Here is a 15,152-nt window from a genome sequence, read left to right on the forward strand (position 1 = left end):
AGCGCTGGCCTGAAAGCATCTCAAAAGGCGCTGAGTTCACTATGCCCGTCGCGCGTTGAGATCGGAGCACTGACACATGGAAACCTTTGACTATATCATCGTGGGGGCCGGCACTGCCGGCTGCCTGCTGGCCAATCGTCTCAGTAAGGATACGTCGAAACGTGTCCTGCTGCTGGAAGCTGGTAAGAAAGACAATTACCCGTGGATTCACATCCCCGTCGGGTATCTGTACTGCATTGGCAACCCCCGCACCGACTGGTTGTACCAGACCGAGCCCGACAAGGGCCTGAACGGTCGAACGCTGCGCTATCCACGTGGAAAGACGCTGGGAGGCTGCTCGTCGATCAACGGCATGATCTACATGCGCGGGCAGGCGCGTGACTTTGACAATTGGGCAAGTTTGAGCGGCGAAGAGGATTGGAGCTGGCAGAACTCTCTGCCCGACTTCAAGGCGCATGAGAACCACTACAAGCTGGATGGCGGGGCGGACCCGGCGACCGGCGACAACAGCCGCTTTTCCGACCTGCATGGCCATGGCGGCGAGTGGCGCGTTGAAAAGCAGCGCCTGCAATGGGACGTGCTGGATTCCTTTGCCAAGGCCGCAAACGAGGCGGGCATTGAATCGACCGACGATTTCAACTCGGGCGACAATGCCGGGGTCGGTTACTTTGACGTCAACCAGAAGTCGGGCTGGCGCTGGAACACCTCCAAAGGGTTCCTGCGTCCGGCGAAAGACCGTCAGAACCTGACCATCTGGACCGAGGCACAGGTCGAGCGTCTGACCTTTGACACGACCGATGATGGCGCGACCCGCTGTTCCGGTGCGGTTGTCCGCCGTGCGGGCCAGCCGGTGACCGTCAAGGCGCAGGCCGAGGTCATTCTGTCAGCCGGGGCCATCAACTCGCCGCAGATTCTGCAGCTGTCGGGCATCGGGGATGGTGAATTCCTGAAATCGCAGGGTATCGACGTGGTGCTGGACGCGCCCGCCGTGGGTGAGAACCTGCAGGATCACCTGCAGATCCGCGCCGTGTTCAAAGTGGACGGGGCTAAGACCCTGAACACGCTGGCCAACAGCCTGGTGGGCAAGGCCAAGATCGGCCTGCAATATGCGCTGCACCGCTCGGGACCGATGAGCATGTCGCCCAGCCAGCTGGGTGCCTTCACCCGGTCGGACCCCGGCCGTACCCATGCCAATCTGGAATATCACGTCCAGCCGCTGAGCCTTGAAGCCTTTGGCGAAGACCTGCATGATTTCCCGGCTATTACGGTCAGTGTGTGCAACCTGAACCCCACCAGCCGTGGCCATGTGCGTATCCGGTCGGGCAAATATACCGACGCGCCGATGATCGCGCCAAACTATCTGGACACCGAGGATGACCGCAAGGTCGCCGCTGACAGCCTGCGTCAGGTGCGTGAAATTATGGCGAAACCGGCCATGAAGCGCTATAACCCGCAGGAATGGAAACCGGGGACCCAGTACCAGTCCGATGAGGAACTGGCCAAGCTGGCGGGCGATATCGCCAACACGATCTTCCACCCCGTCGGCACCGCCAAGATGGGCAGCGCGGATGATCCGACGGCCGTGGTTGACCCTCAGCTCAAGGTCAAGGGGATCAAGGGATTGCGCGTGGTCGATGCCTCGATCATGCCCGAGATCACCAGCGGCAACACTAACGCTCCGACTCTGATGATCGCGGAAAAGGCAGCGCGGTGGATTCAGGCGGGCCGGTAAAACCGCACCCAGAAACATCTGGCCTCGGGTTCATGGGCGGACCCGGGGCTTTTCACGTCATATCGGGCTGCGGGTCCGACATTTTGCAGGGATAATGCACATGACACGTCACACGTCCACGGAGCTGCCGCTTGCCGGTGTCAAGGTGATCGATTTTGGTCAATATATCGCTGGCCCGGCCGTTGCCATGGTGCTGGCCGATTTCGGCGCGACCGTGATCCGGGTGGAAATCCCCGGTGGTCCGCTGTGGGAGAGCCCGGCCAATGCGACGCTGAACCGCAACAAACAGATTGTGACGCTGGACCTGAAAACCGACGAAGGTATGGATCAGGTCCGCCAGTTGATCGCCGAGGCTGATATTTTGGTCGAAAGCTTCCGTCCTGGCACCATGACCCGCATGGGTCTGGATTTCGCCGAGATGCGCAATGCCCGCCCTGAACTGATCACTCTGTCGATCCCCGGTTTTGCCTCGAATGACGAGCTGCGCCGCGAATGGCGGGCCTATGAAAGCGTCATCGCTGCGTCTTCGGGCGTGTTCACCGATATGGGCCTGAACCGGGTGCTGATGGGGATCAACCCGTCCTTTTCGCCGCTGCCGCTGGCCTCGGCCTATGGCACGATGCTGGCCGCGTCTTCGGTCGTGCTGGCGCTGCAATCGCGCGAGCGTACCGGGTATGGCGACCAGATCGAGGTGCCGCTGGCCTCGGCCGTGATGGAAGGGCTGAGCTATAACTCGATCAAGATCGAGGACTACCCCGACCGCTATAAGACCCAGCGCGAGCTTGAGATCGAACGGCGCCGAGTCGAAGGCCTGCCGATGAATGTCAGCTACGAAGACCTGCAGGAATTGCTGGACCCGTTCTACCGGTCCTACAAGTGTAAAGACGGGCGGATGTTCTATGTGGTCTGCCCTAGCCACAAGGACCACGCCAAGCGCTGCCTCAAGAAGCTTGGCATCTATGATGAGCTGGTCGAGGAAGGGCTGACCGAGGAAGAAGACACCTATCTGCCCATGTCCGAGTGGAAGAACGACGTGTCGCTGGGCGTCTATCCGCTGCCAAAGGAATGGGCCGACAAGATCGCCGAGCGGATGAAGGAGGTGTTCCTGACACGGACCTCAAAGGAATGGGAGCGGATTTTCGGCCGCGGCAAATTCCCCGGCGCGCCCCAGCGCTGGTTGCAGGAGTGGATTCACGATGACCACGCCGAAACCGCCGGTCTGATGGTCGAGGTCGAAGACCCCGAGTTTGGCACCATGATCCAGCCCGGCCCGATGGTCTGGCTTGAGGAAAGCGGCGAAGAAATGCTCGAACCGCGCGGCCGGGAATGGGTGGATTTCGACACGGCTCTGGCCTCGCTGCGCGCGCATGAAACCGCGGTGCCCGACCCGGTGCCCGAAGAAGAGAAAACCGGCTGGCTGGACGGCGTCCGCATTTTGGACCTGTGCAACGTGATTGCCGGGCCGCATTCCGTGTCCTATCTGGCCCGTTTCGGGGCCGAGGTGATCAAGCTGGACCCGGCCAAGCCGTTTTATGACTGCTGGAACACGGTGATTTTCAGCCTGACACATGGTTCGGGCAAACGCTCGGTTCTGGCGGATATGAAATCGCCCGAAGGTCGCGCGATCTTTGAGAAACTGGTGAAATCCGTCGATGTCATCGTTTGGAATGCGACCGACGCGCAGGTGCAGTCGATGGGTCTGGACCGCGAAAACCTGGCCAGACTGAACCCCGATGCGATCTTCTGCAAGATGGATTGCTTTGGCGGCGTCCGCCGGGGGCCGCGGTCGAACTATCTGGGCTATGACGATCTGGTGCAGGCCACCACAGGCATCATGCTGCGCTTTGGCGGCTCGATGGAGACGCCCGAGGAACACGCGCATGTGGGCACCATTGACGTCATGTGCGGCTTTGGCGGCTCGCTTGGCGTGGCGACGGCGCTGTACCAAAAGCTTAAAACCGGTCAGGTCGGGCGTCCGCGCACCTCGCTGGCGGCGCTCAGCGGTCTGGCGCAGATCCCCTATTGCTATGACCATGAACGCCGGGGGCTGTTTGACGAACCGGCGGGCCGTGAGTTCAACGGCTATGACGCGCTGACCCGCTTTTACTATACCTCGTCCGACCGTTTCATCCTGCTGAGCGCCTATGAACACGATGTGCCCCGTCTGGCTTCGGTCGAGGGTCTGGAAGGGTTCGAAGAGGTCGCCCCCGAGGACCGCGACGCCTTTCTGGCCAACGCCTTTTATCAGGCTCGCGCCAGCGACTGGGCGGAACGTCTGCAGGCGGCGGATGTGGGTGGAACGATCTGCGAAAACATCGAGTCGCTGCGCTATTACAACGCGCGGCCTGCGGATGGCACGCCGGGGATCGACCGGGGCAGCTATTCCTTCTCGGTGCGCGAAGATCACCCCAGCGGCCACACGGTCACGCAGCTGGACCCCTTTGCCATCCGCCCTGTGCGCGGAACGGTCTATGCGCTGGACCCGGCCGAGAAATTCGGCGCGTCCACGCGGGCGGTTCTGCAGGAGCTGGGCTATGACGACGCAGCCATTGACGGAATGTTAAACGATGGCACGGTCAGCGAGAGCTGGAGCAGGGAATACCTGCCCAGTTAATAAAAAGACCTAAGCGGTATCTTGATCCCAAGGTGCCGCTTACTTTCGCGCGCCTATGTTCGGTTATTCCTTAGCGTCACAAATTCCTTGGGTTGACCGGTGATCGTCTATCGAACGAAAACCATAACCCAAACCATGGATGCTGGAGGTTCCGTTCATGTCTGGGACTGCTCTTGTTTTTGGAGGAACCGGACTTGTCGGCAGAGCACTGGTCGACTTGCTAATACGTGACGAACGCTGTGAAGGCGTTGTTTGTGTCGATCGCAAACCAATTAGGTACGAAGGACATAAGGTTGTCCAGGTTCTGGCGGACAAGGGTTCTATCGAAGCGGTCGCCGCGCGCCTTTGTGCGGACACAGTGTTTTCTTGCCTTGGAACAACTCAGAAAGTGGCCGGGGTCGTGAGGCATTCCGCGAGATCGACCATGACTATGTACTGCATTGCGCCCAAATTGCGTATCGAAAGGGGGCCACGCGGTTTCTTTTAGTGTCTTCAATGGGAGCAAGGATCGGGTCTACCAGTTACTATGTAAATGTCAAAGGCGAGACAGAACGTGACCTCGCCAGGATTGGGTATCCTTCTGTCGATATACTTAGACCATCTTTGTTGCTGGGTGATCGCTTGGACCATCGATTCAAAGAAAAATGGGCCGGTCGCATTATGCCTCACTTTAATTTTCTTCTATGTGGTCCACTCAAAAAATATCGACCCATCAAGGCCAGCCAGGTCGCGCGGGCAGTGGGCACAATCGCCCATACCGCCGCGAACGGAGTCACCGTGTACACCAGCGACAAGCTAGAAATTATCTGAGGCCTGTGTCAGCTCGCAGCCATTTTCAACATCTGCCGCGTGTTTATCAGCGCCGCGTCGAAGGCGTCTTGCTCGCGTGAGATTTTGACCATGATGCTCGCGCCGACCCAAAGAGCGTACAGATTGGCGGCGGCATCTTCACTGGACGATGGAGGCCGCAGCGAACCATCTTCCCTTCCAGTTTCGATTACATTTGCAAGGCGCGAGATAATGCCGTCCGTTCCTTGCTTTAACGCATGACGCATGGTCTCTGAGAAGTCTGAAACCTCTGCTCCCAATTTGACGGCCAGGCATCTGCCCTGACAGTCGTTAAGCCTCTGGTGTTCGCGCCAGTTGGCAAAATACAGCATGAGTTTTTCGCCCGGTGTGAGCCCTTGCATGCCAAACATCTCGTCCATTTCGGCATGATAGGCATCAAAGTAATCGTCTAATACGGCGGCGCCGAATGCGTCCTTAGACGCAAAGAAATGATAGAATGACCCCTTGGGAACGCCGGCTGACTTCAGGATTTCGGCAAGCCCTACGGCGCTGAAACCTTTTTGGCCGATCAAGGTCTGGCCCGCTGTAACGATATTAGACCGTGTGTTCATGTGTTTACTTCAGGCGAATTTGATTTCACTAGACGAACAGTCTAATAACAATCTTCTCTGTTCGCAATATCTCAGTTGGCTACAAAATATTCTATGCCAGTATGGTGGGGGCCAGAAAGTTATCACTAGACGACCGGTCTAATAAAGGATAGTGGAAGTGCTCACCGCCTTACCCTGTTGCGACTCACTCCTCTCGTTGCTGCAGGCCAAGGAAGGGCGGACACACATATAAGCAACATTTATGGATCATAATCATGAAAATCCTGATGGTTCTCACTTCGCATGACAAACTCGGTGATACCGGGATGAAAACCGGGTTTTGGCTCGAAGAGCTGGCGGCTCCTTATTACGTTTTCAAAAACGCAGGAGCTCAGATCACATTGGCGTCTCCCAAGGGCGGATTGCCGCCTCTTGACCCCAAAAGCGCAGATGAAGGTTTCCAGACAGATGCCACACGGGCATTTGAGGCAGATGCAGAGGCAATGGCTCAATTGGCGACGACTGAAAAGCTGGCGGACGTCAATGCAGAAGACTATGACGCGCTCTTCTATCCTGGCGGCCACGGTCCATTGTGGGATCTCGCCGAAGACGCGAAGTCGATTGCCCTGATCGAAGCCTTCCATGGTGCTGGTAAACCTGTGTCGTTGGTTTGCCATGCCCCCGGCGTCTTGAAAAACGTCAAAGGCCCTGATGGCCTGTCGCTGGTGGCGGGCAAGACTGTGACGGGCTTCACAAATTCTGAAGAAGCTGCTGTGGAATTGACTGAAATCGTACCCTTTTTAGTTGAAGATATGCTCAAGGAAAACGGCGCTGAATTTTCTTCTGGGGAGGATTGGATGCCGCACGTCGTCGAAGATGGGTTGTTGATCACTGGCCAAAATCCTGCGTCATCGGAAGATGCGGCAGCAATTTTGTTGGCTGCTGTAAGCTGACCATTTCTTCAGGGCCGCCTTCGGACGGCCCTGATACTTTTGTTCCGTCTGACTGTTTCTTAAGTCATTCTATGACGCCCGGACTTTCGCCAGATTGTCACCTGTTCACCAATCTCGTTTTCGTCAGTTGCATGGGTTCTCCCATTCACTTACCGTGAAGCGTAAGTGTCTTTTCAGAATTGTATTTTATCCAAGCCGCAGTAATCGATAGAAACTGCGTTGTAAAAACTCAGAGCCACCTTTCGCAGCGCTCTGCAGTGAGGAGAAACACATGCCCTCGACGATCATTTTGAACACTGAAAATGGTACCTTGAACGGGGACGCCACGGGCGCGGGTGATGATCTGGATTTGCTGGATGGTTCTGTTGAAGAGCCTGGTGGTGATCCGTCTATTGGTTCCGCGTTTTACAATCAGCAGATTTCCTTGAACGAAGATTTTACGTTCACATTGAATGCTACTTTAACGGGTGCAGACGGGTTTGCTGTTGTGCTTCATAACGACGCTGACGGTGCGAACGCATTGGGTGGGGTTGGTCGGCAAATCGGCACTGGGGGAATTGACGATGGTATTGGGATCGAATTCGACACGTTTTTAAATAACGCCGCAACCGGGGGTGACGAAACTTCGGACAACCATAGCCATATCGTCGACACAGACGGAAACATTTTTCAATCCTCCAGTGGTATTTCGGCGCCGAACAATGCGCTGCCGGTCGATTTGAATGATGGCAACGAACACTCATACGTCATCAGCTGGGATGCCAGTTCGCGGACAATGACATGGTCAATTGAAGGGACACAGGTCGGTTCACGAACATTCACTGAGGCGGAGCTAGACAGCTTTCTTACGGATGACCGTTCGGTTTTCATCGGGCTGACTTCCGGTAATTTTCTTGATGGCGATACTCAGATTTCGGATGCGACGCTCACGGCTACTTTTGTCTTCATTCAAGGCGACGCGATGATTGCGACGGACCAAGGCCAGGTAGCGATAAAGGACCTTTCAGTAGGGGATCGGGTCCTGACCGACTCGGGTGAATACGAAGCGATCCGGTGGATAGGTTCACGTGTCGTGAAACTGGAAGAGCTTTTGGCCAATCCCAAGCTGTTGCCGGTCCGTATCCAGGCTGGTGCTCTTGGTCGAGCCTTGCCTGCAAAAGACCTTTTGGTATCGCGACAGCATCGGATGAAGGTCTCATCGAAGATTGCACAGCGGGTAACTGAGAGTCAGGATGTCTTGATTCCGGCGTTCCGACTGACAGAATTGCCCGGTATCGAAGTGGCCGACGACGTAAAAGAGGTCAGCTATTTCCATATCCTTTGCGATCGGCATGAGGTGATATTTGCCGAAAGCGCACCGACCGAGACGATGTTGCCGGGCGCACAAGCAATGCTTTCACTGACCGCCGCTCAACGTGAGGAAATCTTGACGATCTTTCCGGAACTGTGCCTCGAGATTGGTCATTGGAAGCCTGCGTTTCCTATTCCATCGGCTCAGCATCAAAAGCGCATTGTCGAGCGGCATGGTAGGAACGAAAAACCTATTTTGACGCTCTGATACCTAGGGATTTTGGCCGTCCGTCGGTGCGATCCGATTGTCTTGCCAGTGTCTCAGGCCTGAACTGTGCAAAGATGCGACTAAGGGGCTGTTAAACGAAAATAGTCGAGGTGTGGCACACCGTGTACTGAGGCCGCGGAAGACGTGGATGCCTTATTTCCCACAATCGTCTGGCGCGGGTCTTAATGGTGACTTTGTCCCGAGCGGACAACAATCTGTCCAGCCGAACTCTTAACGATTTACGATGTTTGCCTAATATTTGCGGGGCCAAACTCAATAGATGATCTCGGCAATGTTAACGGAGGACGAAGCTCATGTCTGTTCAAAACGTCGTTGAAATCGAACCGGTCGGACCTGCTCTTTCTGTGGTACTCGGCAAGCTGCAGGCAGCTTACCGAGCCGATCCTGCACCAAGCTACGAGCAGCGGGTAGACCGACTGAGCCGGCTGCACGCCGGTTTGATGGAATTCAAAGACAAGATCATCGACGCGGTCGATCAGGACTTCGATGGCCGCGCCCATGCCGAGACGATGCTGGCTGAAATCCTGCCAATTCTGGAAGGCATCAGATATTACCGCAAGAACCTGCGCAAGCTGATGGGTCAGTCCAAGCGCCATCTGCCGCTGATGCTGATGGGGGCGCATGCCAAGGTCCACTATCAACCGTTGGGAGTGGTCGGCATCGTGGTGCCGTGGAATTTCCCCGTTTTCCTCGGACTGTCGCCGCTGGTGGGTGCGCTGGCCGCGGGCAACCGGGCGATGATCAAGACGTCGGAATTTGCGCCCAATACCGCTGACTTACTAACCGAGATGATTTCTAAGCATTTCACCGACGAAGAGGTCGTGGTGATCAATGGCGATGTCAGCGTTGCCACGGAATTTACCAAGTTGCCTTTTGACCACTTGGTCTTTACCGGCTCGACCCCAGTTGGGCGCATCGTAATGCGCGCCGCAGCCGAGAACTTGACGCCGGTTACTCTGGAGTTGGGGGGCAAGTCTCCGGTCATCATTCATGATGACTTTGAAATCGAAGAAGCCGCCAAGCGGGTCGTGTTTGGCAAGGGTTTGAACGCAGGTCAGATCTGTGTGTCACCCGACTATGTGATGGTCCCGCGTGGCAAGGTGGACGCCTTTGTTGCAGCGTTCGTCAAAGCGTTTTCACACCGTTATCCGACGCTTGCGGCGAACAAGGACTATACCTCGATCATCACCGAGCGTCAGCGCGACCGGCTGGTAGAGAATATTGAGGACGCCAAGGCCAAAGGGGCCACAGTCACAGCGATCAATCCGTCGAATGACAGCTTTGAAGGTACGCGCAAACTGCCGATGCATCTGGTAACAGATGTGACTGAAGACATGCGCGTGATGCAGGAAGAGATATTTGGTCCGATCCTGCCGGTCATTCCCTATGACACGTTGGACGATGCAATCGCCTATGTGAACGACCGCGACCGCCCGCTGGCGCTGTACTACTTTGATTGGGACAAGGCCCGCGGCGAGAAGATTCTGAACGAAACCCACTCGGGCGGTGTCTGCATCAACGAGGTTGTCACCCATGTGGCCGTTGATGACATGCCCTTTGGCGGCGTTGGCCCGTCGGGGATGGGGCATTACCACGGCAAGGAAGGATTCCTGAACTTCTCGAAAGCCAAGGGCGTTGTGCGCAAGGGTAAGCTGGACGGCAACCAGTGCGTCGGAGCGCCATGGGACAACAAGATGTTCAAATTGCTGGTCAATTTCCAGCTGCGCCGCTTCAGAAAGCCCTGAACGCGCCGCTCAGAACCGGACCATCTGCACTGGTTTTCTCCCTCAGCCAAAGGTGCAGATGATTCGAGTTGTCTGGTAACGGCAGGAACCGGGCCCCAGCGACATGGCAGCGGCGCTCCGCCGCGCCTTTGACAAAACGCAATGTTTTGGAGGAGCACACAACATGGCTGTATTCAGCGATCAACCCGTTCGAACCCTTGATGATATCAAACGGCTGGAAACCGATCTGACCCTGGATCAACGCCTACCCGAACGCAGTATTCTTGAGGTCTTCGAGGCCAGCGCCGTCGCCTATCCCGACAAGACCGCCCTGACTATGCTGATGACCGGCGCCGAAGACGAACAGGCGCGCCGGGTCACCTATGGTCAGTTGCTGGGGTTGATCCGGGGCGCGGCCAATATGTTTGCCGATCTTGGCGGCCCCGCGCCCGGCGTTGCCTATATGCTGCCCTCGCTGATCGAGACCTACGTGACCCTGTGGGGCGCCGAAACGGCCGGTTACGCGGTGCCGATCAACTTTTTGCTGCAGGTCGAGAGCATCGTTGACCTGCTGCGCGCCTCCGAGGCGAAAATTCTTGTGACGCTCGGACCGCATCCGCAGCTGGATATCTGGGAAAAGTCGCTGGAAATTCGGGATCAGAATCCCGGCCTGATCCTGGTGCGCATCGCGCCTCCGGGGACGCCGCCGGTCGAAGGTGTGGTGGACTTCGCCGAAGCCATCCAAGGCCAGCCCATAGGTCACCTGACCTTTGGCGCGGCGCGCTCGGGCGATGATGTGGCGGCCTATTTCCATACGGGTGGCACGACGGGCGTGCCCAAGCTGGTGGCCCATACCCATCGCGGGCAATTGGTGGCGGCGTTTGGCGGCGCAACCATGTGCGGATACCGCCCCGACGACGTGTTGACCGCGACATTGCCGCTGTTCCACGTGGCCGGAACAATTGCCGCAGGGCTCAGCGCGTTCATGCGTGGGGTCGAGCTGGTCGTTATGTCGCCCGGTGGCTTGCGCACTCCGGCGATTGTGTCCGGGTTTTGGCGTTTGGTGGAGCAGTACAAAGTAACTCTGGTCGGCGGTGTTCCGACTGCGCTGGGTGCGGTGCTGCAGGTTCCGGCCGACGGTTATGATCTGAGCCGCGTGCGCGCCGGTCTGACCGGGGCGGCCTTGCTGCCCCCTGCGGTCGGGGCGCATTTCCGCGAGGTGACAGGCGCGACCCTGTTTGAACTTCTGGGAATGACCGAGGCTTCGGGGCTGGTCAGTATTGATCCGCTGTCGGGCGCCGGGGCCGTCAGTTCGGTCGGCTGGCCGCTGCCTTATTCTCAGGTTGATATTCTGTGCCTGACGGCAGAGGGCGCGTTGGGCGATACCTGCGACGTGGGCGAGATCGGTGTGATCGCCATCAAGGGCGCGCATGTCTCGCCCGGCTATCGTGACGCGAGCCAGAATGCGGGCGTATTCGAGGGCGGATACCTGAACTCGGGCGATCTGGGATACAAAGACGCGGATGGGCGGATTTACATCGCGGGCCGGTCTAAGGATCTGATCATTCGTAGCGGCCACAACATCGACCCGGCCATGATCGAAAATGTCCTGACCGATCACCCGGCCGTGGCCATCGCCGCCGCCGTGGGCAAACCCGACGCCTATGCCGGAGAGCTGCCGGTATGTTTCGTGCAGCTGATCGACGGTGCCGAGGTCACAATGGATGAGTTGCAGGAACACGCGCACGCGCATATTGACGAACGCCCGGCCTGGCCGAAACAGATTTTCATCGTGGATGAGGTCCCGCTGACGACGGTGGGCAAAATCTACAAGCCAAGCCTGCGCCTTGAGGCGGCAAAACGCGCCGTGGCCGATCTGATTCAGAACGAACACAAGTTGCCAGAGGCGCAGATCGAGGTCGTCGATGGCGGCGCACGCGGTATGCATGTGATTGTAACGTTGCCTGAAGAAAACCGCTCGGATGTCACAAGGGTACAGGATGCGTTGGCCGAGTATCTGTTCTCGGCGACGGTCGAAATCTAGTAACCCAAGTCAATGGAAAAAGGCATCCCATGGTGCCTTTCCCTTTTCAAAACTCGGCCTGTTCCAGATCGTAACAGATGCCGAAATCCACCAAACCCATGTCGATCCTATTCTCGACGCAACGTTCATCTGTCAGGCGCTTTTATTGTGTGCAGCGACATGTTCTCTCGCACTCAAACCGAAACCAGCGCCAGAATCATCACGGAGGCTGCGGCCATGAAAACCGAAATCACCGAACTCTTTGGCATCGAACGCCCGATCCTTCAGGGTGGGATGCATTATGTGGGCTTTGCCGAACTGGCTGCCGCTGTCTCGAATGCGGGCGGGCTGGGCACGATCACTGGGCTGACACAGAAAACACCCGCCGATCTGGCCAAAGAGATCGCGCGCTGCAAGGACATGACCGACAAGCCCATCGCGGTGAACGTGACCTTTTTGCCCACCGTCAATGCGCCGGACTATCCGGCCATCATCAAGACGATCATCGAAGGTGGCGTCACCGTCGTTGAAACTGCAGGGCGCAACCCGTCGCAGGTGATGCCGTATCTCAAGGATGCCGGGATCAAGGTGATCCACAAATGTACCTCGGTCCGCCATGCGCTGAAAGCGCAGGAAATCGGCTGCGATGCCGTCTCGGTTGACGGGTTCGAGTGCGGCGGACATCCGGGTGAGGATGACGTGCCGAACATGATCCTGCTGCCCCGCGCTGCAGATGAGCTGGAAATCCCATTTGTCGCGTCCGGCGGTCAGGCGGATGGTCGTTCGCTGGTGGCCTCGCTGGCGATGGGCGCGTCGGGTATCAATCTGGGCACCCGCTTTGTGGCCACCAAAGAAGCCCCCGTGCACCAGAACGTCAAAGATGCCATCGTCGCCGCGACCGAGTTGGACACACGCCTGGTCATGCGTCCGCTGCGCAACACGGAACGGGTTCTGACCAACCCGGCGGTCGAACGTATACTGGCCACTGAAAAGGCAAAGGGCGATGCCATCCAATTCGAGGACATCATTGATGAAGTGGCTGGTGTCTACCCGCGTGTCATGCAGGACGGAGACATGGATATTGGCGCCTGGTCCTGTGGCATGGTTGTGGGCCTGATCAATGACATCCCATCCTGTCAGGAGCTGCTGGATCGGATTATGTCCGAGGCTGATCAGATCATCGCCAATCGCCTCGCCGGGTATAACAACGCCTAATAGACCCGACATAAGAAACCAACCAGCGGTAGGAGCGCAGAATGACCGACGAAAACGCAACCCAGCCAGGTGTAATTACGGAAAAACTGGGATCAGCCCTTCGCATTACCATGTCGAATCCGGGCAAGAAAAACGCGATCGACCGTGCGATGTATCTTGGCTTGGCCGACGCGCTGACCAACGCGGCGAATGACCCGGACATCCGGGTGGTCTGGCTGCGGGGCGCGGATGGGGATTTTACCAGCGGCAACATGGTGAGCGATTTCCACAATTCTGCGTCCGGCGATCATCCTCCGGTCGTTGCTTTTCTGGAAGCGCTGATAAAGTTTCCCAAGCCGATCGTTGCTCAGGTTGAGGGTGTCGCCATCGGTGTCGGGACCACAATGTTGATGCATTGTGACCTGATCTACGTGGCCGAAGAAACTCTGTTTCGTATGCCCTTCGTCAACCTCGGGTTGGTGCCCGAAGCTGGTTCCAGCTATATCGTGCCGCGATTGATGGGGCAGGCTAAGGCCGCCGAGTTGCTTTTGCTCGGCCGGATGTTCTCGGCGCAGGAAGCGTTGGAAACAGGACTGGTTAGCCGGGTCGTCAGCCCGGAAGATCTGGAAACAACCGTGGCCGCGGCTGTTGCTGAACTCGGCGAGCTGCCACCCAATGCGGTTATGAAAACCAAAGCACTGTTGCGTCGCCCTCTGACCGGCGACCTTTGGAGCCGGGTGACGGAAGAGTTGGTAGACTTCGGAGAAGCGCTGCAAAACGATGAATTCAGCGAAGCTTTCTCGGCGTTCGTAGAAAAGCGCAAACCGGTCTTCAAATAAGCCAAAAGCTGCCGGGGAGCTGGCGACGTATCCCCCGCGATTCGGGCGTGTGCGGCCGCATGGATATCTTTATCTGTGGCTGCACATGTCGTCGCGTAATCGTGAAGATGCAGCGGTCAGCTCCAGGTCGAGTCAAGGGCGTCGAAAGCCGCTTCGACATTCGGGTCCTTTTTCTTGGCGGACAATGTCACAAACCGCAGACAGGTTTCGATTCTCACGCGATCTGAGACGGCCAGCCCTCGGTTTTGCATTTCTTCCAGTGCAATGGATTCTCGGCACAGGCTGAGGCCAATGCCGGACCGAACCATTGCCAGCATCGAAGGCTCCTGATCGACAAGGCAAACCGGTTCGGGTTGAGTGTCGAGATCACCGTAAATTCTGGTAAGCAGCCGTTGATGTACGGAATTTTGGGGTGTCCCAATCCAAGGCATTGTGGCCAATTCGGACCAGTCTTTTCCCTGAATACGGTTTCGCCATCCAGCGGGCGCGATGACGCGATAAGTGAACTTGGTCAGTTCTCGCTGATAAAAAAGCGCGCCGGTCTGGTCTTCGGTCTTGGGCTCAAAGTCTTCCAATTCCCCAAGAAAAAAGCCGACATCCAGTTGATCGTTGATTAGCCGATTGATCACGTCACCGCTTATCCCGTGAACCAGTTTGGTCTGCAGATCAGGATACCCATCCACCAGCGCAGCCAGAAACGTACCCAAGCGAATGAAATCGGGGTCGACGATTGTTCCCAGGCGCAAGGACCCACGTACGTTGCCATTGATCCGCCGCGCTGTCTGGCCAAATTCGGATATCGCATTCTGAACCTTCTCGGCCTTGGCCACAAGCGCTTCGCCGTCGCGTGTCAGTTCGACACCCTTGGAGGTTCGGTGAAATAATTCCAACCCGGTGTCTTCGGCCAGTCTTTTAAGCTGAAGGCTGACGGCTGGTTGGGTCAGGTGCAGGCGCTTTGCCGCGCGCGAGATGTTGCCTTCCTGCGCAACAGCGACAAAGGCGTTCAAAATGCGGATGTCGGTAATTGGTCTCATATTAACGCTGCTTATATCACTTGGTGTGATTAGTCATTGGATTTGTTTTGTTTGGATTTGGCAGATTGAGGTCGACCCAAG

The 15,152-nt window shown here is 57.1% G+C and carries 11 protein-coding genes; 9 read left to right on the forward strand and 2 right to left on the reverse strand.

The window, feature by feature from the left end; all coding sequences use genetic code 11:
* The first annotated feature begins 76 nt into the window (after nt 1-76).
* From GOW48_RS21975 to GOW48_RS22845, 3 genes are all read left to right on the forward strand, one after another.
* Nucleotides 77-1,732, forward strand: coding sequence for a GMC family oxidoreductase (locus tag GOW48_RS21975; protein WP_170756200.1), 1,656 nt, complete (start codon nt 77-79; stop codon nt 1,730-1,732).
* A 100-nt stretch (nt 1,733-1,832) separates the two neighbouring features.
* Nucleotides 1,833-4,346, forward strand: a complete 2,514-nt coding sequence (locus GOW48_RS21980; RefSeq protein ID WP_170756201.1) for a CoA transferase — start codon at nt 1,833-1,835, stop codon at nt 4,344-4,346.
* A gap of 157 nt (nt 4,347-4,503) precedes the next feature.
* Nucleotides 4,504-4,833 (forward strand): NAD-dependent epimerase/dehydratase family protein, encoded by a 330-nt coding sequence (locus tag GOW48_RS22845; protein WP_170756202.1) that lies wholly within the window; start codon nt 4,504-4,506, stop codon nt 4,831-4,833.
* A 331-nt stretch (nt 4,834-5,164) separates the two neighbouring features.
* Here GOW48_RS22845 and GOW48_RS21990 read toward each other — a convergent pair whose 3' ends face one another.
* The gene (locus GOW48_RS21990) at nt 5,165-5,746 is read right to left on the reverse strand and encodes a TetR/AcrR family transcriptional regulator (protein ID WP_170756203.1); all 582 of its coding nucleotides are present in this window, start codon (nt 5,744-5,746) and stop codon (nt 5,165-5,167) included.
* A gap of 254 nt (nt 5,747-6,000) precedes the next feature.
* Here GOW48_RS21990 and GOW48_RS21995 point away from each other — a divergent pair, with 254 nt between their 5' ends.
* From GOW48_RS21995 to GOW48_RS22020, 6 genes are all read left to right on the forward strand, one after another.
* Nucleotides 6,001-6,678, forward strand: coding sequence for a type 1 glutamine amidotransferase domain-containing protein (locus tag GOW48_RS21995; RefSeq protein WP_170756204.1), 678 nt, complete (start codon nt 6,001-6,003; stop codon nt 6,676-6,678).
* A gap of 271 nt (nt 6,679-6,949) precedes the next feature.
* Nucleotides 6,950-8,236, forward strand: a complete 1,287-nt coding sequence (locus GOW48_RS22000) for a Hint domain-containing protein (RefSeq protein WP_170756205.1) — start codon at nt 6,950-6,952, stop codon at nt 8,234-8,236.
* Between the two features lie 314 nt (nt 8,237-8,550).
* The gene (locus tag GOW48_RS22005) at nt 8,551-10,002 is read left to right on the forward strand and encodes a coniferyl aldehyde dehydrogenase (RefSeq protein ID WP_170756206.1); all 1,452 of its coding nucleotides are present in this window, start codon (nt 8,551-8,553) and stop codon (nt 10,000-10,002) included.
* A 163-nt stretch (nt 10,003-10,165) separates the two neighbouring features.
* On the forward strand, nt 10,166-12,025 hold the full coding sequence (locus GOW48_RS22010; RefSeq protein WP_170756207.1) for an AMP-binding protein: 1,860 nt from the start codon (nt 10,166-10,168) through the stop codon (nt 12,023-12,025).
* Nucleotides 12,026-12,241: 216 nt separating this feature from the next.
* Entirely contained in the window at nt 12,242-13,219 is a 978-nt protein-coding gene (locus tag GOW48_RS22015; RefSeq protein WP_170756208.1) for an NAD(P)H-dependent flavin oxidoreductase, read from the forward strand.
* Nucleotides 13,220-13,260: 41 nt separating this feature from the next.
* Entirely contained in the window at nt 13,261-14,037 is a 777-nt protein-coding gene (locus tag GOW48_RS22020; protein WP_170756209.1) for an enoyl-CoA hydratase, read from the forward strand.
* A 116-nt stretch (nt 14,038-14,153) separates the two neighbouring features.
* Here GOW48_RS22020 and GOW48_RS22025 read toward each other — a convergent pair whose 3' ends face one another.
* Nucleotides 14,154-15,071 (reverse strand): LysR family transcriptional regulator, encoded by a 918-nt coding sequence (locus GOW48_RS22025; protein WP_170756210.1) that lies wholly within the window; start codon nt 15,069-15,071, stop codon nt 14,154-14,156.
* Between the last annotated feature and the right edge of the window lie 81 nt (nt 15,072-15,152).

It is taken from the genome of Ruegeria lacuscaerulensis, from assembly GCF_013033355.1.
In the GTDB taxonomy this organism is placed as follows: domain Bacteria; phylum Pseudomonadota; class Alphaproteobacteria; order Rhodobacterales; family Rhodobacteraceae; genus Ruegeria; species Ruegeria lacuscaerulensis_A.

Excerpts from the sequence above, each read along its gene's own strand:
- GOW48_RS22010 (WP_170756207.1), top strand. The coding sequence starts at position 10,166 with ATGGCTGTATTCAGCGATCAACCCGTTCGAACCCTTGATGATATCAAA.
- GOW48_RS22020 (WP_170756209.1), top strand. The coding sequence starts at position 13,261 with ATGACCGACGAAAACGCAACCCAGCCAGGTGTAATTACGGAAAAACTG.
- GOW48_RS21975 (WP_170756200.1), top strand. The coding sequence starts at position 77 with ATGGAAACCTTTGACTATATCATCGTGGGGGCCGGCACTGCCGGCTGC.
- GOW48_RS22025 (WP_170756210.1), bottom strand. The coding sequence starts at position 15,071 with ATGAGACCAATTACCGACATCCGCATTTTGAACGCCTTTGTCGCTGTT.
- GOW48_RS22015 (WP_170756208.1), top strand. The coding sequence starts at position 12,242 with ATGAAAACCGAAATCACCGAACTCTTTGGCATCGAACGCCCGATCCTT.
- GOW48_RS21990 (WP_170756203.1), bottom strand. The coding sequence starts at position 5,746 with ATGAACACACGGTCTAATATCGTTACAGCGGGCCAGACCTTGATCGGC.
- GOW48_RS22845 (WP_170756202.1), top strand. The coding sequence starts at position 4,504 with ATGTCTGGGACTGCTCTTGTTTTTGGAGGAACCGGACTTGTCGGCAGA.
- GOW48_RS22000 (WP_170756205.1), top strand. The coding sequence starts at position 6,950 with ATGCCCTCGACGATCATTTTGAACACTGAAAATGGTACCTTGAACGGG.
- GOW48_RS21995 (WP_170756204.1), top strand. The coding sequence starts at position 6,001 with ATGAAAATCCTGATGGTTCTCACTTCGCATGACAAACTCGGTGATACC.
- GOW48_RS22005 (WP_170756206.1), top strand. The coding sequence starts at position 8,551 with ATGTCTGTTCAAAACGTCGTTGAAATCGAACCGGTCGGACCTGCTCTT.
- GOW48_RS21980 (WP_170756201.1), top strand. The coding sequence starts at position 1,833 with ATGACACGTCACACGTCCACGGAGCTGCCGCTTGCCGGTGTCAAGGTG.